The sequence below is a fragment of the Telluria antibiotica genome (assembly GCF_011682055.1).
In the GTDB taxonomy this organism is placed as follows: domain Bacteria; phylum Pseudomonadota; class Gammaproteobacteria; order Burkholderiales; family Burkholderiaceae_D; genus Telluria; species Telluria antibiotica.
This window is the reverse complement of record NZ_JAAQOM010000012.1, coordinates 22,036-47,449: the sequence shown is the minus strand read 5'-3', so window position 1 is coordinate 47,449 and position 25,414 is coordinate 22,036. Positions and strand designations below refer to the sequence as shown.

Annotated in this window: 24 protein-coding genes; 9 read left to right on the top strand and 15 right to left on the bottom strand. The window is 66.2% G+C overall.

Annotated features, from left to right (window positions below):
* Positions 1–61 precede the first annotated feature (61 nt).
* The 9 genes from bamC to HAV22_RS19375 form a co-directional block, all read right to left on the bottom strand.
* Positions 62–1,177, bottom strand: a complete 1,116-nt coding sequence (gene bamC / locus HAV22_RS19415) for an NlpB/DapX family lipoprotein (RefSeq protein WP_208296281.1) — start codon at positions 1,175–1,177, stop codon at positions 62–64.
* 56 nt (positions 1,178–1,233) lie between these two features.
* A complete protein-coding gene (gene dapA / locus HAV22_RS19410) occupies positions 1,234–2,130 on the bottom strand; it encodes a 4-hydroxy-tetrahydrodipicolinate synthase (protein WP_166861389.1) in 897 nt (298 codons plus the stop codon).
* Positions 2,131–2,242: 112 nt separating this feature from the next.
* Positions 2,243–2,797 carry a class I SAM-dependent methyltransferase gene (locus tag HAV22_RS19405; RefSeq protein WP_166861387.1) on the bottom strand — a complete coding sequence of 185 codons (555 nt, stop codon included), beginning with the start codon at positions 2,795–2,797 and terminating at the stop codon, positions 2,243–2,245.
* Positions 2,797–3,999, bottom strand: a complete 1,203-nt coding sequence (locus HAV22_RS19400; protein ID WP_166861386.1) for a tryptophan--tRNA ligase — start codon at positions 3,997–3,999, stop codon at positions 2,797–2,799. The genes HAV22_RS19405 and HAV22_RS19400 overlap by 1 nt, the downstream gene beginning before the upstream one ends.
* A 7-nt stretch (positions 4,000–4,006) precedes the next feature.
* Complete coding sequence (locus HAV22_RS19395) at positions 4,007–4,678, bottom strand: site-2 protease family protein (protein WP_166861383.1); 672 nt, start codon at positions 4,676–4,678, stop codon at positions 4,007–4,009.
* Between the two features lie 43 nt (positions 4,679–4,721).
* A complete protein-coding gene (locus HAV22_RS19390; RefSeq protein WP_166861381.1) occupies positions 4,722–5,345 on the bottom strand; it encodes an L-threonylcarbamoyladenylate synthase in 624 nt (207 codons plus the stop codon).
* The gene (gene htpX / locus HAV22_RS19385; RefSeq protein WP_166861379.1) at positions 5,342–6,241 is read right to left on the bottom strand and encodes a protease HtpX; all 900 of its coding nucleotides are present in this window, start codon (positions 6,239–6,241) and stop codon (positions 5,342–5,344) included. The genes HAV22_RS19390 and htpX overlap by 4 nt, the downstream gene beginning before the upstream one ends.
* 325 nt (positions 6,242–6,566) lie before the next feature.
* Positions 6,567–7,397 (bottom strand): 3',5'-nucleoside bisphosphate phosphatase, encoded by an 831-nt coding sequence (locus HAV22_RS19380; RefSeq protein WP_166861377.1) that lies wholly within the window; start codon positions 7,395–7,397, stop codon positions 6,567–6,569.
* Positions 7,398–7,537: 140 nt separating this feature from the next.
* Complete coding sequence (locus tag HAV22_RS19375) at positions 7,538–8,422, bottom strand: alpha/beta fold hydrolase (protein ID WP_166861375.1); 885 nt, start codon at positions 8,420–8,422, stop codon at positions 7,538–7,540.
* 166 nt (positions 8,423–8,588) lie between these two features.
* Between HAV22_RS19375 and HAV22_RS19370 the strand changes: the two genes are divergently transcribed.
* The 4 genes from HAV22_RS19370 (at position 8,589) to HAV22_RS19355 (ending at position 11,405) form a co-directional block, all read left to right on the top strand.
* On the top strand, positions 8,589–9,113 hold the full coding sequence (locus tag HAV22_RS19370) for a gamma carbonic anhydrase family protein (protein ID WP_166861373.1): 525 nt from the start codon (positions 8,589–8,591) through the stop codon (positions 9,111–9,113).
* A gap of 3 nt (positions 9,114–9,116) precedes the next feature.
* Positions 9,117–10,073, top strand: a complete 957-nt coding sequence (hslO, locus tag HAV22_RS19365) for an Hsp33 family molecular chaperone HslO (protein ID WP_166861371.1) — start codon at positions 9,117–9,119, stop codon at positions 10,071–10,073.
* Positions 10,074–10,196: 123 nt separating this feature from the next.
* Positions 10,197–10,682, top strand: a complete 486-nt coding sequence (locus HAV22_RS19360) for a Dps family protein (protein ID WP_166861369.1) — start codon at positions 10,197–10,199, stop codon at positions 10,680–10,682.
* 300 nt (positions 10,683–10,982) lie between these two features.
* Entirely contained in the window at positions 10,983–11,405 is a 423-nt protein-coding gene (locus HAV22_RS19355; RefSeq protein ID WP_166861367.1) for a PAAR domain-containing protein, read from the top strand.
* A gap of 138 nt (positions 11,406–11,543) precedes the next feature.
* Here HAV22_RS19355 and HAV22_RS19350 read toward each other — a convergent pair whose 3' ends face one another.
* The 5 genes from HAV22_RS19350 to pyrG all read right to left on the bottom strand — a co-directional run bounded on the left by HAV22_RS19350 (position 11,544) and on the right by pyrG (position 16,237).
* Positions 11,544–11,819 (bottom strand): helix-turn-helix domain-containing protein, encoded by a 276-nt coding sequence (locus HAV22_RS19350; protein ID WP_166861365.1) that lies wholly within the window; start codon positions 11,817–11,819, stop codon positions 11,544–11,546.
* A gap of 4 nt (positions 11,820–11,823) precedes the next feature.
* Complete coding sequence (ftsB, locus tag HAV22_RS19345) at positions 11,824–12,180, bottom strand: cell division protein FtsB (protein WP_166861364.1); 357 nt, start codon at positions 12,178–12,180, stop codon at positions 11,824–11,826.
* A gap of 68 nt (positions 12,181–12,248) precedes the next feature.
* A complete protein-coding gene (gene eno / locus HAV22_RS19340; protein WP_029756775.1) occupies positions 12,249–13,535 on the bottom strand; it encodes a phosphopyruvate hydratase in 1,287 nt (428 codons plus the stop codon).
* Positions 13,536–13,709: 174 nt separating this feature from the next.
* The gene (gene kdsA / locus HAV22_RS19335; RefSeq protein WP_166861362.1) at positions 13,710–14,561 is read right to left on the bottom strand and encodes a 3-deoxy-8-phosphooctulonate synthase; all 852 of its coding nucleotides are present in this window, start codon (positions 14,559–14,561) and stop codon (positions 13,710–13,712) included.
* Complete coding sequence (pyrG, locus tag HAV22_RS19330; protein ID WP_166861360.1) at positions 14,558–16,237, bottom strand: CTP synthase; 1,680 nt, start codon at positions 16,235–16,237, stop codon at positions 14,558–14,560. Before pyrG ends, kdsA begins: the two co-directional genes overlap by 4 nt.
* A gap of 210 nt (positions 16,238–16,447) precedes the next feature.
* Here pyrG and HAV22_RS19325 point away from each other — a divergent pair, with 210 nt between their 5' ends.
* The 4 genes from HAV22_RS19325 to HAV22_RS19310 all read left to right on the top strand — a co-directional run bounded on the left by HAV22_RS19325 (position 16,448) and on the right by HAV22_RS19310 (position 21,158).
* A complete protein-coding gene (locus tag HAV22_RS19325; protein ID WP_166861358.1) occupies positions 16,448–17,578 on the top strand; it encodes a YjgN family protein in 1,131 nt (376 codons plus the stop codon).
* A 10-nt stretch (positions 17,579–17,588) separates the two neighbouring features.
* A complete protein-coding gene (locus tag HAV22_RS19320) occupies positions 17,589–18,635 on the top strand; it encodes a M48 family metallopeptidase (protein ID WP_166861356.1) in 1,047 nt (348 codons plus the stop codon).
* A 306-nt stretch (positions 18,636–18,941) separates the two neighbouring features.
* Positions 18,942–20,657: a methyl-accepting chemotaxis protein gene (locus HAV22_RS19315; RefSeq protein ID WP_166861354.1), complete on the top strand. Its 1,716-nt coding sequence runs from the start codon at positions 18,942–18,944 to the stop codon at positions 20,655–20,657.
* 99 nt (positions 20,658–20,756) lie between these two features.
* Complete coding sequence (locus tag HAV22_RS19310; RefSeq protein WP_166861352.1) at positions 20,757–21,158, top strand: PRC-barrel domain-containing protein; 402 nt, start codon at positions 20,757–20,759, stop codon at positions 21,156–21,158.
* A gap of 61 nt (positions 21,159–21,219) precedes the next feature.
* On the opposite strand, the gene HAV22_RS19305 is transcribed toward HAV22_RS19310, so the two are convergent.
* Positions 21,220–24,468: an error-prone DNA polymerase gene (locus HAV22_RS19305; RefSeq protein ID WP_166861588.1), complete on the bottom strand. Its 3,249-nt coding sequence runs from the start codon at positions 24,466–24,468 to the stop codon at positions 21,220–21,222.
* Positions 24,469–24,545: 77 nt separating this feature from the next.
* Between HAV22_RS19305 and HAV22_RS19300 the strand changes: the two genes are divergently transcribed.
* Positions 24,546–25,340, top strand: coding sequence for a PhzF family phenazine biosynthesis protein (locus HAV22_RS19300; protein WP_166861350.1), 795 nt, complete (start codon positions 24,546–24,548; stop codon positions 25,338–25,340).
* Positions 25,341–25,414 lie beyond the last annotated feature (74 nt).

Here is a 25,414-nt window from a genome sequence, read left to right as displayed (position 1 = left end):
ACCCCGTGCCCACCAAATAAAAAACCGGCCGAGGCCGGTTTTTTGTTTGCGCGAAACGCGATTACTTCAGCTCGTCCGCCAGCAGCTTGAGGATCTTGGCACCGGTCGGCGACGTCTCCGGCTTGCCGTCGTTCGTCTGCACGGTCACGTCGGTCGACGTCGCGCCCTGCACGGTCGAGACGAGCACGCGGTACTTCTGCGCTTCCTTGTTCTTGTCTTCGCCGCCGAACAGCTTGCTGAAGAAGCCTTCCTTCTTGACGGCGTCCGGATCGACGTAGCGCACGTAATAAATGCCCTGCACGCGGTCGCGGTCTTCCACGGTGAAGCCGACGCGGTCCAGCGCCAGGCCCACGCGGCGCCACGCGCGGTCGAAGCCTTCGTCGATGACGACCTTGTTGCCTTCCAGCTTGGCGTGCTGCGGCTCCAGCGGCGCGTTCGTCACGAATGCCGTCGCGTCCTTGACCTTGGTGCCCGTCAGCTGCGCCATCAGGCGACCCAGGAATTCCGCTTCCAGTTCCGGATCGTTCGGACGCGCGGTCCACGTCGTCGTTTCCTTCTGCGGGCCCGTCAGTACTTCCTCGGCGCCGCGGTGACTGATGTAGATCTCCGTCGTGCCGTCCGGACGGCGCTCGAGGCGCGTACGGAACTTGTCGCGCTCGCCCGTCGAATACGCGGAATCGAACACCTTGCCAATCGTGCGGCGGAGGAAGTCCTGCGGGATCTTGGCGCGGTTCTCGGCCCAGTTCGTTTCCATGATGCCGGTCTGGGGCGACTCGGTCTCGACGGTGAAGCCCGAGTTATGCCAGAACTCCAGCAGTTGCGGCCACAGCTGCTCCGGCGTCTCCTTGATCACGAGCCAGCGCTGGTTGCCGTTGCGCTCGATGCGGATCGTGTCGGTAGGCACTTGGCCGATCTGCTCGCCGGACGCGGCCGCGACGGCCGGTGCGGTGCTGCGCTGCTGCTGGAAACCCGAAGCCGTCGCGACGCCGCGGCCATCCGGCACGGCGTAGCGGTTGTCCTTTTGCAGTTGCGTCAGGTCGGGCGGGATGTCCAGAGGAGCCGCCTTCTTGGAAGCCTTGTAGTCCACCTTGTCCGATTCGAACACGGTCGTGCACGCGGCCAGGCTGAATGCGATGGCGGTCAGCGCCACGGTGCGGGCTGCGGTGGAAGTCATCATCTTGCGATTCGTCATGTCGTTAAAGCTGGTAATGCAGCAGGGTCCGGGGACCGTTATCAAAGGACGCCGGAAGCGCGCAATGCGGCGCGTACGGTGTCGTGGTATTGCGCGGCCAGCGGCGCCAGCGGCAGGCGCAGGCCGGGCGGCATCTTGCCCATCTCGGCCAGCGCCCATTTCACCGGCACCGGGTTCGGCTCGACGAACAGCTTGCTGTGCAGGTCCAGCACGCGGTTGTTGATCTCGATCGCGCGCGCGGCGTCGCCGGCGAGGGCCGCCTTGCACATCTCGGCCATCGCGCGCGGTGCCACGTTCGCCGACACCGAGATGTTGCCGGCGCCGCCGCATAGCATCAGCGCCAGCGCACTCGCATCGTCACCCGAGAACACGCCGAACGATTTGCCCTTGCCGGCGAACGAACGGTCGATGTCGCGCAGCAGCTCGATGCAGCGCGCGAGGTTGCCCGTCGCATCCTTGATGCCGACGATGTTGTCGATGGCAGCCAGGCGCACCACGGTCTCGTTGGCCATGTCGGCGACGGTACGGCCCGGCACGTTGTACAGGTACACCGGCAGGTCGGTCGATTCGGCGATCGCCTTGAAGTGGCGATACATGCCTTCCTGCGACGGACGGTTGTAGTAAGGGACGACCTGCAGCGATGCGTCGGCGCCGACTTCCTTGGCGTGGCGGGTGAGCGCGATCGCCTCGGCCGTCGAATTGCCGCCCGTGCCGGCCATGACCGGGATGCGGCCGGCAATATGGTCGACCGTCAGCTTGATCAGTTCGCAGTGTTCGTCCGGGCTCACGGTGGCCGACTCGCCGGTCGTGCCGACGATGCAGATTGCGTCCGTACCTTCCGCCACATGCCAGTCGAGCAGTTTGCGCAGGCTGTCCCTGTCCAAACTGCCATCCTCGAACATCGGTGTGACGATTGCTACTATGCTGCCCTTAATCATAATCAGTGGACCGTGCCGTTAATAAATAAATGTCGATTGTAGCGGATAGCCTGGTGTTATGGTTCATTCCACACCATATAAATGGCATGGTTACAGCTTGGTTACATCTCCGTCAGCCGTCGATCCGGACACTCCCGGGATCGACGTCCGGCGCCGCCGCACACAGCCGCTGCACGCGCGCGGGACGGGGCGCATCGACGACGCCGTCCTCGTACGCCAGCACCCGCAAGCCGTGGCCCAGCGCCATCTCCAGCAACTCGCCGGGCGCCAGCAGGAACGCCGGATTCGATGGCTTGCCGAAGCGTTCGTTCCCCTGCGCGAAGGTTTCGTAGACGAGGATCCCGTCCGGCGCCAGCGCCGCCGCCAGGGGCGCGAACAGCGGGCGATGCAGGTAGTTCGTGACGACGACGCCCGCGAAACGGCGCGGTGCGAACGGCCAGGCCGCGCCGTCGGCCTCCAGGTCGTGCTGCAACGCGGTGATGCCGGGGCCGGCGGCCTGCGCCAGTGCCGTCGCGTCACGGTCGACGGCCAGCACGGGGTGGCCCAGCGCCGCCAGCAGGCGCGCATGACGCCCGCCGCCGCAAGCCAGGTCGAGCACCTCGCCGTGCGGAATCGCCGGCGCCCAGCGCGCGACCCAGGCCGATGGAGTATCCGTCGCGCCGTGCATCAGGTGTACGACAGACCCATGGCTTCGCGCACGTCGCGCATCGTTTCCTGCGCCAGCTTGCGGGCCTTCTCGCAGCCGTCGGCGACGATGGCGCGCACCAGCGACGGGTCGTCGACGTATTGCTGGGCACGCTCGTGCATCGGCTCCTGCTCGGCCAGCACGGCGTCCACGACGGGCTGCTTGCACTCGAGGCAGCCGATGCCGGCGCTCGTGCAGCCCTTCATGACCCACTCGCGCGTAGCCGCATCGGAATAGACCTCGTGCAGCTGCCACACGGGGCATTTCAGCGGATCGCCCGCGTCGCTGCGGCGCACGCGCGCGGGATCGGTCGGCATCGTGCGGATCTTCTTCGTGACGGATTCCGGATCCTCGCGCAGCGAGATCGAGTTGCCGTAGCTCTTCGACATCTTGCGGCCATCGAGGCCCGGCAGGCGCGACGCTTCCGTCAGTTTCACTTGCGGCTCGACGAGGATGATCTTGCGGCTGCCCTCGAGATAGCCGAACAGGCGCTCGCGGTCGATGTTCGACAGGCTGCCCGCCGCGTCCAGCATGGCCTGCGCCTGCTCCAGCGCGGCGTCGTCGCCGTCCTGCTGGTACGCAGTGCGCAATTCCGCATACAGCTTGGCGCGCTTGCTGCCGAGCTTCTTCACCGCTTCCAACGCCTTCTGTTCAAAACCCGGCTCCTTGCCGTACAGGTGGTTAAAACGGCGCGCAATTTCTCGCATCATCTCGATGTGCGGCACCTGGTCCTCGCCGACCGGCACCTGCGTGGCGCGGTAGATCAGCACGTCGGCCGCCTGCAGCAGCGGGTAGCCGAGGAAGCCGTAGGTGGCGAGGTCGCGGTTCGCGAGATTCTCGATCTGGTCCTTGTACGTCGGCACGCGCTCGAGCCAGCCGAGCGGCGTCGCCATCGACAGCAGCAAATGCAGCTCCGCGTGCTCGGGCACCTTCGACTGGATGAAGATCGTGGCCTGCGCCGGATCGATGCCGGCCGCCAGCCAGTCGATCACCATGTCCCAGGTGCTCTTCTCGATGATGGTCGGGTCGTCGTAGTGCGTGGTCAGCGCGTGCCAGTCGGCCACGAAGAACAGGCACGGCAGTTCGGACTGCATGCGGATCCAGTTCTTCAGCGCGCCATGGTAGTGGCCAAGGTGCATCAGCCCGGTGGGGCGCATGCCGGAAACGACACGGTCGGGAAACATAGCGGTATCAGGTCAGGAGAATGTTCAGGGGAGACACGATCAGGTGCAGCAGCAGCTTCGCGATCAGCTCGACGAAGAACAGCCAGTAGCCGATCACGTTCGGGAAGCCGATCCGCGGCAGGAAGATCAAAGCCAGCAGGATGATGAAGCTGTACGGCTCCAGGCGCGCGAACTGGAACGCGGCCTTGTGCGGCAGGATCGAAAACAGCACGCGTCCGCCATCCATCGACGGGATCGGCAGCAGGTTGAACGCCATCAGCCACAGGTTCGTCTTCAGGCCGGCATCCGCCACCAGGTGAGGGAACGACTCCTGTACGCTGAAGTAGTCGAGGAAGATGCCCAGCAGGACCCATATCAGCGCCATCAGGAAATTCGCACCCGGACCGGACAGCGCGACCCACGCCATGTCGCGCTTCGGATGGCGCATCTGGCCGTAATTGATGGGCAGCGGTTTCGCGTAGCCGAACACGAAGCCGGACATCAGGTACATCACGACCGGAATCAGGATGGTGCCGACAGGATCGATGTGGGCCAGCGGGTTGAAAGTGGTACGCCCTGCGGCGTGGGCGGTGTTGTCCCCGAAGCGCTTTGCGACGAATGCCTGGGCGGCGTCGTGCATCGTGATCGCAAAGAGGACCGGCAGTGCGTAGACCGCCAGATTGCGTATAAGTTCATCCATAAACTGCGATTCTATCAGAGCGCGCGATCGGACCGGCCGCGGCCTACAAGCCGAAGGCGGCCGGGTCGCCGCGGCCCGCGCGCACGAGTTCGGCGTCGGAGCCCGTGAGGTCGACGATCGTCGTGGGCTCCAGGGTGCCGGCGCCGCCGTCGATCACGAGCTCGATCTGGCGGTCGAGGCGGTCGCGCACCTCGTCCGGGTCGGACAGCATCTGGTCGTCGCCCGGCAGCTGCAAGGTGGTGCCGATCAGCGGCTCGCCCAGTTCGTCCAGCAGCGCCAGCAGGATCGCGTTTTCCGGCACGCGGATGCCGATCGTCTTGCGCGACGGGTGCGACAGGCGCCGCGGCACTTCCTTCGTCGCTTCCAGGATCACCGTGTACGGCCCCGGTGTGACGGCCTTCAGCTGGCGGTACTGGCGGTTGTCGACACGGGCGTACGTGGCGATCTCGGACAGGTCGCGCACGAGCAAGGTGAGGTGGTGCTTCTCGTCGACGCCGCGGATGCGCCGCAGCTTTTCGACGGCGGCCTTGTCGTCGAGCCGGCACACGAGCGCGTACGCGGAATCGGTGGGCGCGGCGACGATGCCGCCGGCCTGGATGATCTGCGCGGCCTGGCGGATCAGCCGCGCCTGCGGATTCTGCGGATGGACTTCGAAGTACTGGGTCATCGCGCGAGCCCCGTCTGGCGCAGCGCCTGCAGTGCCGCGATGCGTTCTTCCATCGGCGGGTGCGACGCGAACAGCGCGCCCCAGCCGCTGCCGTGGCCGGAAATACCGGACGCCGCCATCGACTGCGGCAACGCGCCCGGCTGCAGGCCGCCCAGGCGCGCGAGCGCATGCTGCATCGGCAGCGGGCTGCCCAGCAGCTGGGCCGAGCCCGCGTCGGCGCGGAATTCGCGCTGGCGCGAGAACCACGCGACGATCATCGACGCGACGAGGCCGAACAGGATCTCGCACACGAACACGGTGATCGCGTAGCCGATACCGGGCCCCCGCTCGTCGTTCCCGCGACGGAACACGACGTTGTCGACGAAGAAGCCGACGACGCGCGCGAGGAACACGACGAACGTGTTGACGACGCCCTGGATCAGCGTGAGCGTCACCATGTCGCCGTTCGCCACGTGCGCGATCTCGTGGCCCAGCACGGCCTCCACTTCCTCGCGGTTCATGTTGGCGAGCAGGCCCGTCGACACGGCGACCAGTGCGGAATTTTTGAACGCGCCGGTGGCGAACGCATTCGGCTCACCGTCGTACACGGCCACTTCCGGCATGCCGATGCCGGCGCGCTGCGCGAGGTTGCCGACGGTGCTCAGCAGCCACGCTTCCGACGCGTTGCCCGCTTGCTCGATGACGCGGGCGCCGGTCGACCACTTGGCCATCGGCTTGCTCATCAACAGCGACACGATGGCGCCCGTGAAACCGACGACGAGCGAGAACACGAGCAATGCCCCCACGTTGATGCCGCGCGCGCCGACGGCCCGGCCGACGCCGAGGACGTTCAGCACGATCGACAGCACGAGCACGACGGCGAGGTTGGTGGCGAGGAACAGCAGTATGCGCTTCATGGGGGACGGATCTCCTGTTGCGTGGGTACGCGTCATGTTTGCGTTACGCCGACGTTCGCGTGGGCGGGGGCCGCCCACCCTACGATCGGGTCGATATCGTAGGGTGGGCACCCCGTGCCCACGCGACGTTCGCGTGATGCCGGCGTCCGCGTGGGCGGAGGGCCGCCCACCCTACGATCGGGTCGATATCGTAGGGTGGGCACCCCGTGCCCACGCGACGTTCGCGTGATGCCGGCGTCCGCGTGGGCGGAGGGCCGCCCACCCTACGGTTCAATATCAGTCCGACAAGATAAGGGCCAACTGCCGAAATTTCAAGCTTGGCGGCTCAGAACCAGTCATGCCAGACCGGCGTCAGCCCGGCCGGCAACGGCGGCAGGCGATCGAACTCCACGCGCGACTCCCCCGGCGCGTGAAAATCCGTCCCGCGCGACGCGAGGAAGCCGTAGCGGCGCGCCACCTCGGCATACGTCGCGTACTGGTCCGGCGTGTGGCTGCCCGTGACGACTTCGATCGCATTGCCGCCCAGCTGCTTGAACTCGTCGAACAGCGCGCCCTCGGCCGTGGCGTCGAAGCGGTAGCGGCCTGGATGCGCGATCACGGGGACGCCGCCGGCGGCGCGGATCCAGCCCATCGCGTCGGCCAAGGTGGCCCAGCGGTGCGGCACGTAGCCCGGCTTGCCTTCCGTGAGGAAGCGGCGGAACACTTCGGACGTCGTGGAGCAGGCGCCCGTCTCGCACAGGTAGCGCGCGAAGTGCGTGCGCGACAGCAGGTCGGGGTTGCCGACGTATTTCAGCGCGCCTTCGTAGGCATTCGGGATGCCGGCCTTGTCCAGCTGCGCGGCGATCTCGCGCCCGCGCGCGTCGCGCCCGTCGCGCGTGGCGGCGAGGCCTTGCAGCAACGTGGGATTGTCTTCGTCGATGCGCAGGCCGACGAGGTGCACGGTCTCGCCGGCCCACGTCACGGAGATTTCCACGCCGGACACGAAACGCATGCCCAGTTCCTCCGCCTTCGCCCGCGCGGCCTTGATGCCGCCGACCTCGTCGTGGTCCGTCAGCGCCCACGCGTCGACGCCGCCCTTGCGGGCATACGTGGCCACGGCGGCGGGCGCGAGCACGCCGTCGGAGACGTTCGAGTGGCAGTGGAGGTCGACTTTCATGGCAGGAGTCCGGACGCAAATAGCTGTATGAACATCCATTGTACGCGGTTCACCTCGGGTGCGAATGGTGGGCTCGGGGAGCCCACCCTACGGCACCGTCATCGTAGGATGGGCACCCCCGTGCCGACCGGATGCCGGCATTACGTCGACTCGACCAGGAACGTCTCAATCATGCGCGCCAGCATCTCCGGCTGGTCGTGATGCAGCATATGCCCCGCGTCCGGCATCATGCGCGGCGTGACCTTCGCCAACTGGGCCAGGCGGCGGTCGACCTCGTGGCGCGCCTCTTCCTTCGGTCCCATCCAGCGCCACATGTCCGTGTGCTCCGCCTCGACCCACAACACGGGCGCGGTGATGCGGCGCCAGCACGCGAGCACCTCGTCGATCTGGTACAGCAGCGGCCCCGGCATCTTGTGCGCCGGGTCGCCCAGGATCTCCCACTCGCCCTGCCCGTTCTGCGCGGCCCAGTGCTGCGCAAGGAAGGCGGCGCGCTCGGCCGGCAGGCGCGGGTTGGTCTTCTGCAGCCGCGCCGCGACCTCTTCCAGGCTCGCATAGCCGCGCATCGCGGGCGGTGCCTTCACTTCGTCCAGCCACTTGGCGTAGCGGCCGGGCGCCTGTTCCGGACGCGTGGCCGGCAATCCGAAACCTTCGAGGTTGATGAGCTTCGCGATGCGTTCCGGCCGCACGCCCGCATACACGCTGACGATATTGCCGCCCATGCTGTGGCCAAGCAGGTTGACGGGCGCGTCCGCCGAGTAATGGTCGAGGATCGCTTCCAGGTCGGCGAAATAGTCGGGGAACCAGTACGTGTCGTTGCCGGAGCGCTCGGTGAGGCCGAAGCCGCGCCAGTCGTGGGCGATCACATGCCAGTCGCCCTGCAACGCGTCGACGACGAACTGGAACGAGGCCGACATGTCCATCCAGCCATGTGCCATGAGCAGCTTGGGCGCGCCCTCGCGGCCCCAGTGGCGGACATGGGTGCGCAGTCCGCGGATGGTGAGGAATTCGGAACGGGACGGTGTCATGGCGTTTCCTGTTTGGGATTGAAATTAGTACGATCGTTCGCATTATAAGCACGAAGCTTGTTTTTCCGCTGGCGGGCCCCATCTGCCCTGCTTGCCGGCGACCGTGGACGCGACGGCGGGCGCGAGGGCGTAAAATACGGCCATCTCAACCTTCCGCGAGTACTCCATGGCGATTTACCAGTTGGGCGACGATGCGCCCGAGATCGATCCGTCGGCCTACGTCGCCGACACGGCCAGCCTGATCGGCAAGGTGACGGTCGAGGCGGATGCGTCGGTGTGGTTCGGCGTGACGATCCGCGGCGACAACGAACGCATCACCATCGGCGCGGGCAGCAATGTGCAGGAAGGCACGGTGATGCACACGGACATGGGTTTCCCGCTCGTGCTTGGCAAGAACGTCACCGTCGGCCACCAGGCGATGCTGCATGGCTGCACCGTCGGTGACGGCGCGCTGATCGGCATCCAGGCCGTGGTGCTGAACGGCGCGAAGATCGGCCGTGGCTGCCTCGTGGGCGCCGGTGCCGTGGTCACCGAAGGCAAGGAATTCCCGGACCACTCGCTGATCCTGGGCGCGCCGGCCAAGGTGGTGCGCACGCTCACGGAAGACGACCTGCTCCGCCTGCAAGGCAATGCCGCCAGCTATGTCGAGCGCGGCAAGCGCTTCAAGGCGGAGCTCAAGAAAATCGGATAAAGAATGACAACTGAAACCAGCAAGGACATCCTCCAGAAATTTATCTTCGACAACGCAGCCGTCCGCGGCGAGCTCGTCGAGACTTCCAACGCGTGGCGCGAGATCCAGTCGCGCCACGCCTATCCGAAGGCGGTGCGCGCCTTGCTGGGCGAAATGGTCGCCGCGGCGGCGCTGCTGTCCGCGAACCTCAAGTTCAACGGCTCGATCGTGATGCAGATCCACGGCGATGGCCTCGTGAAGCTGCTCGTCGTCGAATGCGACGCGAACCTGCGGATGCGCGCGACGGCCAAGCTGCGCGACGGCGCCGACGTGCCCGACGATGCGACCGTGACGCAGCTGCTGAACCAGCACGGCCGCGGCCGCTTCGTGATCACGCTCGACCCGCTCGACAAGGTGCCGGGCCAGCAGCCGTACCAGGGCGTCGTCCCGCTGATCGGCGACGACATCGCCACGGTCATCGAAAACTACATGCTGCGCTCGGAACAGATGGACACGAAGCTGTGGCTCGCGGCCGACGAGCACGTCGCGCGCGGCCTGCTGCTGCAAAAACTGCCGCGCAACAGCGCCATCGAAGGCCAGGTCAAGCAGGCGAGCGAGGAAGAAGACCTCGACACGTGGAATCGCGCCGTCATGCTGGGCCAGACGCTGAAACAGGCGGAACTGCTCACGACGGACGTGGAAACCCTACTGCGGCGCCTGTTCTGGGAAGAGACGATCCGCGTGTTCGACCCGCTCTATCCGCAATTCCATTGCACGTGTTCGCGAGAAAAAGTCGCGAACATGCTGCGCACGTTGGGCAAGACGGAAGTCGAGGCCGCCCTGCACGACCTGGGCGAACTGGGCGTCAACTGCGACTTCTGCGGCAAGCACTACGGCTTCGACGCCGTCGACTGCGCCCAGCTGTTCGCAAGCGATACGACGGCCGATGCCGTGGCGCCCGCATCCGGCGTCAAGCACTGATTCTTGCGCCGATGGTGGCTTTCGACCATCGGCGTTTTCTATTGATTTCATTAAAAATATAAACTGCGGCTATCGACGCATCCTGTTAAGCTGTCTTCATTGACACACTAACAGGAGAAATCGATGAGCAAGATCAATATCGGCATCAGCACCGAAGACCGGGCCAACATCGCCGCCGCGCTGTCGCGCGTCCTGGCGGACAGCTACATGCTTTACCTCAAAACCCACAATTTCCACTGGAACGTGACGGGTCCGATGTTCCAGACGCTGCACGTGATGTTCATGGAGCAGTACACGGAGCTGTGGAACGCACTGGACAACATCGCGGAACGCATCCGCGCGCTGGGCCATTTCGCGCCGGGCACCTACGCCCGCTTCGTGGAACTGTCGTCGATCAAGGAAGAAGCCGGCGTACCGACCGCGCAGGAAATGATCCGCCAGCTCGTCGACGGCCAGGAAGCGCTGATCCGCACGGTGCGCGAAGCGTTCAAGATCGCCGACGACGCGAACGACCAGCCGAGCGCCGGCATGCTGAGCGACCGTATGGAGATCCACGAAAAGAATGCGTGGATGCTGCGCTCGTTCCTCGAGAACGGCCAGGGCGCCTGATCCTTCCTTTTTTTGCCGCAGACGACCCGTCGCGACGGGTCGATGTGGCGTTCTCTTGATTGCCGCAGACGACCCGTCGTCACGGGTCGATGCGGCATTCTCTTGGTTGCTGATCGGAAGGTCAGCGGCGCCCCTGTCGGAATCGCCTGATTCCAGATGACCGCCTGGATCGACTTGCGCGGAATCAATTGGCATAAATCAACGACGCGTTTCAATGGCCTCCAGTGTACGAACCCGTGCACTTGTTATCGGGAATGTGTCGCTTTTTCGCGTCCCGTTTTACAACTTTTGGAGAACCGGATGAAATCAGTACGTGCCAATGATGCAGACTGCCTCGCCAACACAGCCGCCGGCCAGGATGCCGCCTCGCCCCGCAAAGTCATCGCCCGCTACCCCATCGCGACGATCGGCTCGCGCACCCGTCGCGGGGGCGAAGTCGTGCTCGGGGAGCAAGGCGAACCGGCGGACGACTACCGCGTCGCCTGCGTGGGCGACCGGGTGCGCTACCCGGACGGCAGCGAGAGCGTGATCGTGTCGGGCGCCGGGCACGCGTCGACGTATGCGAACCGGCCGATCGCGCTCGTCGGCAGCCACATCGCGAACGGCGACCGCATCGTGGCGCGCGCGCAAAGCATCGGCGAGATCGTTGTCGTGGAAGGCGAGCCGATCGCCGGCCTGCTGGAACCGGGCTACGCGCTGCCGGCCGCGGCCGGGGCAGCCTGACGGGCGGCCGCCGGCGTGCGCGGCTGCTCGCAGTCAGCGGCAGCGAACGCCGGCGGGCGCTCGGTAGGGTGGGCACTCCGTGCCCACGCGGTGATACGTAACATCGGGGTACCCGGACAGGAACCCACTGACACCGACTTAGTTCAGCGCCCCGTCCGCCGGACGGTGCAAATCGATGACCTTCATGATCGACAACAGCGCATCGAGGCCGATTTCCCCGGCCTCGAGCGCGGCCGCCAACTCGGCGCGCGGCACGCCGGCCGCGGCCGCGAGCGGCGCGAGGCCCCCGGCGCGCGCGACGAGCGCCAGCGCCTGCGTCATGGTGTCCGGATCGCCGGCGTCGAACGCGGCGGCGAGATAGCCGGCGACGCCTTCGAGCGTGTCGAGCGGCGGGGAAGCGTCTGCGGCGGTCATGGCATCAATCCTCGGCCTTGCGCCCGTCCTTCTTGACCTTCGGCGGGGGCGGCGGCGGCGGTTCCGTCATCATGACGGCCGGCTTCTCGTCCTTGCGCAATACCTGCACGAAGATCTCGTTCGACTTGATCATGCCCAGTTCGTAGCGCGCGCGTTCCTCGACGGCGCCGAGGCCGTCCTTCAGGTCGCGCACTTCCGATTCGAGCTTGGCGTTGCGCGCCTTCAGCTGTTCGGTCCTGGCGCGCGTGGCTGCCACCTGGGATTCCAGGTCGGCCACGGTGAGCCAGCCGCCCTTCCCCAGCCACAGGGGATACTGGATCAGCAGCAGCAAGGCTGCCAGGGCAAGGGTGATGAGGCGCATGGTGGAAACGGCTGGGCGGAATGACAATACGGGCCCGGAGAACCGGACCCGTATCGAATACTACTCGATTACTTCAGGTTATAGAAGGCGTCGCGGCCCGGGTAGCTGGCGATGTCGCCCAGGTCTTCCTCGATGCGCAGCAGCTGGTTGTATTTCGCCATGCGGTCGGAACGCGACAGCGAGCCCGTCTTGATCTGCAGCGCGTTCATGCCGACGGCGATGTCGGCGATGGTCGAGTCCTCGGTCTCGCCCGAACGGTGCGAGATCACGGCCGTGTAGCCGGCGCGCTTGGCCATCTCGATGGCGGCGAACGTTTCCGTCAGCGTGCCGATCTGGTTGATCTTGATGAGGATCGAGTTGGCGATGCCCTTCTGGATGCCTTCTTTCAGGATCTTGGTGTTGGTGACGAACAGGTCGTCGCCCACCAGCTGGACGCGCTTGCCCAGGGCCGCGGTCAGCGTGGCCCAGCCTTCCCAGTCGCCTTCGGCCATGGCGTCCTCGATCGAGACGATCGGGTATTTGTCGCACCAGGTCGCGAGCATGTTGGTGAAGTCCTGCGCCGACAGTTGCAGGCCGCCTTCGCCTTCCAGCACGTACTTGCCGTCCTTGTAGAACTCGCTGGCGGCGCAGTCCAGGCCGATGGCGATGTCCTGGCCGGCCACGTAGCCGGCCTGCTCGATCGCTTGCATGATCAGCTTGATGGCTTCTTCATGGTTCGCGACGGACGGGGCGAAACCGCCTTCGTCGCCGACCGCCGTATTCAGGCCCTTGCTGTGCAGGATCTTCTTCAAGGTGTGGAACACCTCGGCGCCGTAGCGCACGGCTTCCTTGAACGACGGCGCGCCGACCGGGATGATCATGAATTCCTGGATGTCCAGGTTGTTGTCGGCGTGCGCGCCGCCGTTGATGACGTTCATCATCGGCACCGGCATCTGCATCGCGCCCGAACCGCCGAAGTAGCGGTACAGCGGCAGGCCCGCTTCTTCAGCGGCGGCCTTGGCGACGGCCATGGAGACGGCCAGCATCGCGTTCGCGCCCAGGCGGCTCTTGTTCTCGGTGCCGTCCAGGTCGATCAGGGTGCGGTCCAGGAATGCCTGTTCGTTGGCGTCCAGGCCCATGATGGCTTCGCTGATCTCGGTGTTGATGTTCTCGCAGGCTTGCAGGACGCCCTTGCCGAAATAGCGCTTCGGATCGCCGTCGCGCAGCTCGATGGCTTCGCGCGAACCGGTCGAGGCGCCCGACGGGACGGCGGCGCGACCCATCACGCCGGATTCCAGCAGCACATCGCACTCGACGGTCGGATTGCCGCGCGAGTCGATGATTTCGCGGCCGATGATATCAACGATAGCACTCATGGTAGTTCATTCTCCAGAAAGTAAAAGTTGCCTAAGCGCGGAACGACGCCGAGCCGCATGGCGCCGTCAGATTAACTCGGTAGGGTGGGCACCCCGTGCCCACGCGTAACGCCGACGAGCCGCATACGTCACGCGTGGGCACAGGGGTGCCCACCCTACTAGGTACCAAAATTATCAAGAGAAATCGGACTCGATAAAGCCGGCCTTCTTGACGATGCGGTCGATATCGACCAGGGTAGTCAGCAAATCCTTCATGCGGCCGAGCGGCACGGCATTCGGGCCGTCCGACAGCGCACACGCGGGGTCCGGGTGCGTTTCCATGAACAGGCCCGACACGCCCGCCGCCACCGCCGCGCGCGCCAGCACGGGCACGTGCTCGCGCTGGCCGCCCGACGACGTGCCCTGCCCGCCCGGCAGCTGCACGGAGTGGGTGGCGTCGAAGACGATGGGGCAGTTCGATTCGCGCATGATGGCGAGCGAACGCATGTCGGACACGAGGTTGTTGTAGCCGAACGAGACGCCGCGCTCGCACGCCATGAACTGGTCGGGCAAGCCTGCTTCTGCAGCGGCTGCACGCGCCTTGTCGATCACGTTCTTCATGTCGCCCGGCGCGAGGAACTGGCCCTTCTTGATGTTCACGGGCTTGCCGGAACGAGCGCAGGCGTTGATGAAGTCGGTCTGGCGGCACAGGAAGGCCGGCGTCTGCAGCACGTCGACGACGCTCGCGACGACCGGGATTTCTTCTTCCGTGTGCACGTCGGTCAGCACGGGCACGCCGATTTCGCGGCGCACGTCCGCGAGGATCTCCAGGCCCTTTTCCATGCCGGGACCGCGGAACGACTTGCCGGACGAACGGTTCGCCTTGTCGAACGACGATTTATAGATGAACGGAATGCCCAGCGCCGAAGTGATTTCCTTCAGTTGCCCGGCGACGTCCATCGCCATCTGGCGCGACTCGATCACGCAGGTGCCGGCGATCAGGAAGATCGGCTGGTCGAGGCCGACGTCGAATCCGCACAGTTTCATGCTGCATCTCCTTGCAGTGCAGGCGTGTTTGCCGCTTGCTGGTTGCTGTTCGCGGCCTGGTGGGCCAGCGCAGCCTGGATGAACGACGAGAACAGCGGGTGGCCGTTACGCGGCGTCGACTTGAACTCGGGGTGGAATTGCACGCCCATGTACCACGGGTGGACGCTGCGCGGCAGTTCCATGATCTCGCACAGGTCTTCGTTCGGCGTACGCGCGGCGACGACGAGGCCCGCCGCTTCGACCTTCGGCAGGTAGTAATTGTTCGCTTCGTAGCGGTGGCGATGGCGCTCCGTCACGACGTTGCCGTAGATCTCGGCAGCCAAGGTGCCCGGGTTCACGGCGCACGTCTGCGCGCCCAGGCGCATGGTGCCGCCCAGGTCGGAATTGCTGTCGCGCTTCTCGACCTTGCCGTCGTGGTTCTGCCACTCGTTGATCAGGGCGACGACCGGCTGGTCGGTCTCCGGATCGAATTCCGTCGAGTTGGCGTTCGGCAGGCCGGCCATGTGGCGCGCGTATTCGATCAGCGCGACCTGCATGCCCAGGCAGATGCCGAGGTAAGGGATCTTGTTTTCGCGGGCATAGCGGGCGGCCATGATCTTGCCTTCCACGCCGCGCTTGCCGAAGCCGCCCGGCACGAGGATGGCGTCGTACTTGGCCAGGTTGGCGCAGCCCGTCGACTCGATTTCTTCCGAGTCGATGTATTCGATGTTGACGCGGCTTTCCGTGTGGATGCCGGCGTGGCGCAGCGCTTCCGTCAGCGATTTATAGGACTCGATCAGGTCGACGTATTTGCCGACCATGCCGATCGTCACTTCGTGCTTCGGGTTCTCCAGCGTGTGGATCAGCTTCGTCCACATCGACAGGTCGGCCGGCGGCGCGTCGATGCCGAGGGCGTCCAGGATGATGTCATCGAGGCCCTGGTCGCACAGCACCTGCGGCACCTTGTAGATGGTGTCGACGTCCCACACGGAGATGACGGCCTGCTCTTCCACGTTGGCGAACAGCGAGATCTTGGCGCGTTCGTCGTCCGGGATGCGGCGGTCGGCGCGGCACAGCAGCGCGTTCGGCGAAATGCCGATCTCGCGCAGCTTCTGCACCGAGTGCTGCGTCGGCTTGGTCTTCAGTTCGCCGGCGGACGAGATGTACGGCACGAGGGTCAGGTGCACGAACGCTGCGCCCTTGCGGCCCTGGCGCAGCGACAGCTGGCGCGCGGCTTCCAGGAACGGCAGCGACTCGATGTCGCCGACGGTGCCGCCGATCTCGACGAGCGCCACGTCGACGCCTTCGGCGCCGCGGCGGATGTAGTCCTGGATCTCGTTGGTGATATGCGGGATCACTTGCACGGTCTTGCCGAGATACTCGCCGCGGCGTTCCTTGCGGATCACCGATTCATAGATCTGGCCGGTCGTGAAGTTGTTCACCTTCTTCATCCGCGTGCTGATGAAGCGCTCATAGTGGCCCAGGTCCAGGTCGGTCTCGGCGCCGTCGTCGGTGACGAACACTTCGCCGTGCTGGGTGGGGCTCATCGTGCCCGGGTCCACGTTGATGTACGGGTCGAGCTTGAGCATGGTGACTTTGAGACCGCGCGATTCGAGGATCGCGGCGAGGGAGGCGGCCGCGATCCCCTTACCCAGGGAAGACACGACGCCGCCAGTGACGAATACGAATTTGGTCATTGTGCAGAAGGTGCCGAACGGCACGCGCGGGAAATAGAAATTATACCTTAAACCTGCCAATACGTCCTCAGTCATGGCCAAAGGGCAATGACTGGTTGTCGTCCAAACGGCAAAAAATGTCTTCAGAAAAATTTTTCTTCCAGGAATTGTCAAACATACCAAACTGTGGATACACTGACATTCTTTCTTCTACGTCAAGAAAATCCGGCCATGCACGAACTCGACGACAGCACCGCCACCCTCCCGCCCACCGTCGCCGCGGAGACGGCGCACGGCCTGACGTTCTCCGGCGGCGGGGCCGAATACTTTCGTATCTGGATCGTCAACCTGCTGCTGACGGTGGCCACGCTGGGCATCTACTCGGCCTGGGCCAAGACCCGGCGACTGCAATATTTTTACCGTAACACCCAGCTCGCGGGCGCCAGCTTCGACTTCCGCGGCGACCCGAAAGCGATCCTGCGCGGCCGCATCCTCGCGGTGATCGTGCTGGCCGCTTATCACTATGCGTTCGGCTTCTCGGTGAAGGCAGGCCTGGTCACGATCGGGCTGCTGCTGGTCGGGCTGCCCTTCATGATGCGCTCGGCGCTGCGCTTCCGCCTGTCGAACACGGTCTACCGCGGACTGCCGTTCGGCTTTTCGGGAAGCATCGGGCAAGCGTACCTCGTGTACCTCGTGCCGGTGGCGATCTTCGTGCTCCCCGGCGCCCTGCTGGCGCTGTACCCCGGCACCCCGTGGGCAGCTGCGATCTTCCTGCTGTACCTGGCCTGGCCGCTGATCCACGGCGCGATGAGGACTTACCAGCACAAGCACCTGATGGTGGGCGACCAGCCCGCCACGTTCCCGCTCGGCATGACGAACCTGGCCAAGCCCTACCTGTTCGCGATCCTGATGTGGCTGGGCATGATCGTGCTTTGCTTCATTGCCGGCGTCCTGTTCGCGGTGACCTTGGGCAAGCATGCGTCGAAGTTGGCGATGGCCCTGTCGTTCCTCTTCGGCATCGTGATCGTCTACGGCACCATGCTCCTGATCGGCCCGTATGTCATCGTGCGCTTGAACAACCGGGCGTGGTCCGCGACGAGCTTTCCCGGCGTGCGCATCACGTGCGCGATGAAAGTCTGGCCGTATATGCGCCTGCAGATCGTGAACGTGCTGCTGACCATCCTGACCCTCGGCCTGTACCGCCCGTTTGCCGCCGTGCGCACGTGGCGCTACCGCGTGGCGCACGTGACCGTCGATACGCCCGACGGCTTCGAACAGGCCGTGCTCGCGGCGCGGCGCCCGTCCGCCGCCGCGGCCGGCGATGGCGTCGCCGATTTCCTCGGCGTGGACCTGTCCTGGTAAGGAGATTTACATGATCGCCGCACAATTCTTCGATGGCCACAGCGCCCGCCTGCAACCGGTCGGCCTGGACGTGCGCGCCGGGCACCTGCACGTGGACGCACCGGATTTTTCGCGCAGCTATCCCTTGTCGGCCGTCGTCATGACCGAGCCGTTCGAGCGCGCGCCCCTCTTGCTGCGCCTCGGTGACGCCTCGTGCGAAGTGCCGTACGGCCCCGGGCGGCAAGCCATGCTGGACGCGCTCGGCTACAGCAAGAGCCGCGTGGAACGTTGGCAGGCGAACTGGCCGGCGGCCGTCGTCGCCCTCGTCCTGCTGCTGGCGCTGCTCGCTGGCGGCTTCTTCTGGGGCCTGCCGGCGGCCGCCGAACGCATCGCCGCGCACTTGCCGGCATCGGTCGACAAGAAGCTCGGCGAGGCGGCGCTCGCCGGCCTGGAAGCGCGCGGATTCGTGACACCCTCACGTCTCTCGGAGGACCGCGTCGCCGAAGTCCAGGCCCTGTTGCCGCGCGTCCTGCCCGCGCACCCGCGCGTACCCGTGCGCGTGCTCGTACGCGCATCGACCATCTTGGGCGCCAACGCGCTCGCGCTGCCGGACGGTACGATCATCGTCACGGACGACATGGTCCGCCTCGGGTTCGACGACGACAATGTACTCGACGAGGACGGCAAGGCCGGCCTGCTGGGCGTGCTCGGCCACGAAGTCGGCCACATCGAACTGCGCCACGCCACCCGCGCCATGACGGGCTCGTCGTTGACGGCCGCCCTGTCGGCCACGCTGTTCGGCGACTTCAGTGCCGTCGCTGCCGGCCTGCCCGCCGTGCTGACGCAGATGCAATACTCGCGCGCGATGGAATTGCAAGCGGACGACTACGCCGTCGGCGTCCTGCGCCGCAACCGCCTGTCGCCGGATGCCCTCGCGACCGCCCTGCAAGCACTGGAACGCCAGCATCCCGGCGAGAACAACGTGCCGCGCTGGCTGCGGCAATCGATGACCTACCTGTCGACGCACCCCGCGACAGCGGAGCGCATTGCGCGCCTGCACGCAGCGTCCCATCCCTGACTCTTCCCCATGCCGCGTCCCGCCACGATGGCGCAGACGCGGCACAGTTTTATCTGGTATGCATCAGGTTGTCACCTGCGGACAACATTATGGTGATAATGCGCTAACGTTCCGCGCGCGAGATTCCACAAAGTAACAAATTTTCCCCTTCCATAAGTAGAATTCGTAACGGAGACGCTTTTCCGGACCGGATTTCCCGGGGTTGTCAACTCGATACGGCAAACATTCCGCCGCCGACGTCGCCGCCGCGACGGACGCCCCACCTGCCGGACACAATAAATCACGCTTCACGTAAGGAAGAATCGTATGGGCTTTCTCGCCAACATGAATATCGCGAAACGTCTTGGTGTGGGCTTCGCCCTCGTGCTGGGCCTCACACTCGTCATCGCGGCCGCCTCCGTCTGGCGCCTGAATGCCATCGCGGACGCCACGCGCGCGATGATGGCCGTGCCGCTGGCCAAGGAACGCATGATGGAGGAATGGCACATGCAGACGTTCGCCGCCGTGCGCCGCACGGCCGCCATCGTCAAGAGTTCGGACCCCAGCCTCGTCGAATTCTTCAAGGCTGACGGCGTCAAAACCGCCTCGCGCTCGACCGAGCTGCTCAAGCAGATCGAGGCGCTGCTCGACAGCGACGAAGAACGCGCCCTGTTCAGCCGCATCACCGAGCTGCGCAAGGCCTATACGTCGTCCAAGGAACGGGCCATCAAGGCCAAGGCCGATGGCGACACCGCGGCGGCCGACCGTATCCTGAATCAGGAATACATGCCGACGTCGGAAGCCTATGAAGGCAAGCAGGCCGAGCTGGTCAAGATGCAGCAGAGCCGCATCGACGCCGTCGCGAAAGACATCGACAACGCCAGCCGCAACAGCGCGCGCATGATCATGGTGGTGGCCGGTGTCGCCGTGCTGTTCGGCGCCGTCTGCGCGTGGCTGCTGGCCCGCGCCATCGTCGCCCCGATCCGCCAGGCCGTCGATGTCGCGGAGAAAGTCGCGGCCGGCGACCTCACCCAGCGCATCGAAGCCGAGGGCCAGGGCGAAACGGCCGCCCTGCTGCGCGCGCTGCGCCACATGAACGACGGCCTCGTGGCAATCGTCTCCCAGGTGCGCAGCGGCACCGACACCATCGCCACCGCGTCGGCGGAAATCTCGGCCGGCAATATGGACCTGTCGAGCCGCACCGAACAACAGGCGGGCTCGCTGGGCACGACGGCCAGCACGGTCGAGCAGCTGACGGGCACCGTGCGCCAGAACGCCGACAACGCGCGCCAGGCGAGCCAGCTGTCGATCGCCGCGTCGGAAATCGCCACCCAGGGCGGCGCCGTCGTCGACCAGGTCGTGCAGACCATGGGCGCCATCAACGATTCGTCGAAGAAGATCGTCGACATCATCAGCGTCATCGACGGCATCGCATTCCAGACCAACATCCTCGCGCTGAACGCGGCCGTCGAAGCGGCGCGCGCCGGCGAACAGGGCCGCGGCTTCGCCGTCGTGGCGGGCGAGGTGCGCACGCTGGCCCAGCGCTCGGCGGCGGCGGCGAAAGAGATCAAGGAGCTGATCGTGAACTCGGTCAGCAAGGTCGAAGACGGCACGAAGCTCGTCGACCAGGCCGGCACGACGATGAGCGAAGTGGTCGACAGCATCCGCAAGGTGAGCGATATCGTCGCCGAGATCGCCAGCGCCAGCGGCGAGCAGAGCGCCGGCATCGAACAGGTCAACCGCGCGATCGCCGACATGGACTCCTCCACGCAGCACAACGCCGCCCTCGTCGAGGAATCGGCCGCCGCCGCGACCGCCCTGAGCGAGCAGGCCGACAAGCTGGCCGAGGTCGTCAGCCTGTTCCACATCGGCACGGAGGCGCCGGCACCGAAAGCGGCGCCGAAAGCGGCTCCGAAAGCGGCACCTAAGGCCGTCTCCAAGGCCGCGCCGGCGCGCGCCGTCGTCGCCGTCGCGCCCCGTGCGTCCGTCGCCAAGCCCGTTCCGAAGGCCGCCCCCGTCGGCGAGGAGTGGGAAACCTTCTGATGCCGCCCGAGCCCGGCCGTACGCGTGCGGCCGGAGCGAATCGCCAGACTCGGTTATTCTTCTGCTTCCGGACAAGAACGCTGCGAGGAGGAGGGGAAAATGTCCTACGAGGAACGCGACGACTACGGCATGTACAAGAACAAGCACGGCAAGGGACCCGGCCCTGAACTGATGGGCGCGAACACCTTGATCGGCGACCACGTCCACAACCTGCAGAACGAGCACCTGGGCGTCATCAAGGAATTCATGGTCGACATGCGCACGGGCGCCATCGCCTACGCGGTGATGTCGTCCAGCCGCTTCCTCGGCCTGGGCGAAAAGCTGTTCGCCGTGCCCTGGCAGGCACTGACCCTCGACACGCAGCACAAGCGCTTCACGATGGACATCCCGAAGGAGCGCATCGAGAGCGCGCCCGGGTTCGATACCGACCACTGGCCCGACATGGCCGATACGCGGTGGATGGGCGCGGTTCACGAGTACTACGGCACACAGCCTGCCTGACAAGGCATGTCGGATCTTTGCAGCGCCGCCCCGTGCGGCGCTTTTCATTTCTGCCGAGCCCCTAGCAAAAATCCCGGCTGCGCGCATCCAGCTTGCCCAGCAACTGCGACATGTCGACGAGGCGCTTGGCCACGAGGTGCCGCACCTCCCCTTCCCTTTGCCACACGCCGTACACGCCCAGCAGCGACGCGTTCAGCACTTCGCGCCGCTGCTGCTCGACGAGCTGGGGCCAGACGATCACGTTGACGTTGCCCGTTTCGTCCTCGATGGTCAGGAACAGCACCCCATTCGCCGTGCCCGGACGCTGGCGCACGGTGACGATGCCGCAGGCGCGCGCCAGCTGGCCGTTCTGGAAATCGTGCAGCACGTCGGCCGGCAGGAAGCGCTTGGCCAGCAGGCGTTCGCGCAGCAGCGCCAGCGGATGGCGGCCCAGCGTGAGGCCCTGCGCGCGGTAGTCGCCGACGATCTCCTCGCCTTCCAGCGGCGCGGGCAGGACCGGCACCTCCTCGACGGGCGCCGTGGGCCGCAGCAGGTCCTTGTCGGGCACGGCGCCCACGGCCTGCCACAAGGCCTGGCGGCGGTGCCCGGCCAGCGCCCCCAGCGCATTGCCGGCGGCCAGCACCTGCAAATCGCCCCGGTCGAGCCCCGCACGGCGCGCGAGGTCGGCCACGTCGGCGAACGAACGCACCGCGCGCGCCTCCTCGATGCGCCGGGCCGCCTCGTGCTTCATCCCGCGCAGCATGTGCAGGCCCAGGCGCACGGCCGGCTGCGCACGGGGGACGTCCTCGCGCTCTTCGACGCTCTCTTCGTCGCGCTCTTCCAGCGTCGATTCCAGGCTGCTTGCCGTGACGTCGACGGGGCGCACCTCGATGCCGTGGCGGCGCGCATCCTGCACGAGCTGGGACGGGCTGTAGAACCCCATCGGCTGGCTGTTCAGCAGCGCGCAGAGGAATGCCGCCGGCTCATGGCACTTGAGCCAGGAACTGGCGTACGCGAGCAGCGCGAAGCTGGCCGCGTGCGATTCGGGAAAGCCGTATTCGCCGAAGCCCTGGATCTGCTGGAAGATCTGCTGCGCGAACTCGATGTCGTAGCCGTTCCTTTGCATGCCGCCCACGATGCGCTGGTAATAGTGCTCCAGGTTGCCCTTGCGCTTCCACGCGGCCATCGCGCGGCGCAGCTGGTCGGCCTCGCCGGGCGTGAAGTCCGCCGCGAGGATCGCCACCTGCATCACCTGTTCCTGGAAGATCGGCACACCCAGCGTGCGGGCCAGCGCCAGTTTCATTTTCGGGCTCGGATACACGACCTGGTCCCTGGCCTGGCGCCGCTGCAGGTAGGGATGCACCATACCGCCCTGGATCGGCCCCGGGCGCACGATCGCAACCTGGATCACGAGGTCGTAGAATTCGCGCGGCTTCATCCGCGGCAGCATGCTCATCTGCGCGCGCGATTCGATCTGGAAGACGCCCACGGTGTCGGCCCGGCAGATCATGTCGTAGGTAGGACGGTCGTCGTGCGGGATGTCCTGCAGTTCGAACGGCATGCCGCGGCGCAGCGCGACGAGCGCGAGGCAGCGGCGCAGCATCGACAGCATGCCCAGCGCCAGCACGTCGACCTTCATGAGGCCCAGTTCCTCGAGGTCGTCCTTGTCCCACTGGATCACGCTGCGGTCCACCATCGTCGCGTTCTCGACGGGGACGAGGCGCGACAGCTTCCCGCGCGCCATCACGAACCCGCCCGGATGCTGCGACAGGTGGCGCGGGAAGCCGAGCAGGCGCTGGGCCAGCGACGCCCATTGCCGCGCCAGCGGCGCTTCCGGATCGAGGCCGCTCTCGACCAGGCGGTTCAGCAGGTCGGCCTTGCCGTCGAACCAGTGGTGCTGCTTGCAGACCTTGTCGACGATGGCGAGGTCGACGCCGAGCGCGCGGCCGCTGTCGCGCAGTGCGCTCCTCGGCCGGTAGCTGATGACGACGGCGGCCAGTGCCGCGCGGGTGCGGCCGTATTTTTGATAGATGTACTGGATGACCTCTTCGCGCCGCTGGTGTTCGAAGTCGACGTCGATGTCGGGCGGCTCGTTGCGCTCCCTCGAGATGAAACGCTCGAACAGCAGGTTGCCCTGGGCCGGATCGACTTCCGTGATGCCCAGGCAGTAGCACACGGCGGAGTTGGCGGCCGAGCCGCGGCCCTGGCACAGGATCGCCTGCGAGCGCGCGTAGCGCACGATGTCGTACACGGTCAGGAAGTAGTGCTCGTAGCGCATCTCGGCGATCAGCGCCAGCTCGTGCTCGATCTGGTCCTGCACCTTGACCGGGACGGTGCCCTGGAAGCGCCGCAGCGCGCCCGTCCACGTCTCGGCACGCAGATAGCTCGCGGCCGTGTGGCCGGGCGGGACCACCTCGTCCGGGTATTCGTAGCGCAGCTCGTCCAGCGAGAACGTGCACATCTGCGCGATGCGGACCGTTTCCTCCAGCGCCGCCTGCGAATAAATGGCCGCCAGGCGCGCGCGCGAGCGCAGGTGCTGCTCGGCGTTCGGCGCAAGCCGGTAGCCGCATTCGGCCACCGGCGTGCCGATGCGAATGGCCGTCATCGTGTCCTGCAAGGGCTTGCGCGAACGGACGTGCATCGTCACATGGCCGCAGGCGACGACGCGCAGGCCGTGCTGCCGCCCCACTTCCTCGACGGTGAACCGGTGCGCGTCGTCGAACGCACGGTACAGCAGGTTCATGCCCAGCCACGCGCGGCCCGGGAACGTCTGCGCGACCCACGCCGCCTGGAGGTGCAGGCGATCGACGTCGTCCTGCAGATGTCCCGGATACGCGGGCAGCAGGATCGCCAGGCAGTCCGGCATCCCGCACAGGTGCTCGAGGTCGTCCGGCGGCGAATCGAAGTCGGATGGATGCAGCAGGTAAGTGCCCTTCTCGCTGCGCGTGCGCCCCAGCGTGATCATCTCCGCCAGGTTGCCGTAGCCGTTGCGGTTCTGCGCCAGCAGCACGAGGGAAGGCCCGCGCCGCCCGTCCGGATACTGCAGGTGAAAGTGCGCACCGATGATCAAGGGGAGCTTTGCCCGCTTGGCCTCCGCATGCGCGCGCACGACGCCGGCCAGCGAGCACTCGTCCGTCAGCGCCAGCGCCGCGTAGCCCAGCTGCACGGCGCGCTCCACCAGTTCTTCCGCATGCGACGCCCCTTGCAGGAACGAGAAATTCGACAGGCAGAACAGTTCCGCATAGGCAGGCAGCTCATCGTCCGGCGCATCGTCCGGCTCGAGGTCGGGATGGGCGGGCGGCGCTGGATGGGGTGGCGGCAGGTTTCGCATGGTCACGTTAAAATGGTTTTTATCATGCAATACTGTATAAAAACACAGTATATACGACGACCCCGACCTCGCCAACCATGCACATACATTCCTTGCGCTGCTTCAGTGCCCGCCCCGGCGCCGGCAATCCGGCCCTCGTCATCGAAGACGGCGATCAAGACGCCGCCGCGCGACTGGCCCTCGCCCGCGCGCGCGACACGACCAGCGTCTTCCTCGACACGGCCGCCGATGGCGCGCTCGTGATCGACTACTACTATCCGCACAAGCGCAGCCCGCTGTGCCTGCACGCGACGCTGGCCGTGGCGGCCGTGCTGTTTGCGCGCGATCCGAACGCCGGCACGATCGCCGTGCGCACGGCCGTCGAAGGGCAATTACTGGAACTGGCGCGGGACGACGATGGCGCACCCGGCGTGTATTTCGTGCGCCTGTCCGCCCAGCCTGCCCCCGCGCTCGACGTGACGGTGGACGCTTGCGCGGCGCTGCTGGGCACGGCGCCGCGGGCGCTGGTCGCGCCGCCGCGCGTCGCGTCGATCGGCAGCCCCAAGCTGCTGGCGGAGGTGGCGGACACGGACGTCCTGTACGGCCTCGCGCCCGACCTCGCGCGCATCGCCGCGTGGGGGAAGGACGTGGGCGTGAACGGGATCTATGCGTGGTGCCGCCGGGACGACGGCACGTTCGAGGGCCGCAATTTCAACCACCTCGACCCGGCCCTGGAAGACAGCGCGACGGGCGTGGCGGCCGGCGCGCTGACGGTGCTGCTGGGGCAAGACATCGTGCTGCGCCAGGGCCATGCGACGGGCGCCGATTGCCTGATCCGCACGCGCGTGGACGGCGGCGCCGTCTGCGTCGGCGGCGCAGTGAAAGCCGGTTGACCGAACAGGTGTGACGGGGTGCGCTTCGTGCCAGAATGGCGGCGGCGCGGCCCCGTACGCTCGTGAACATCCCT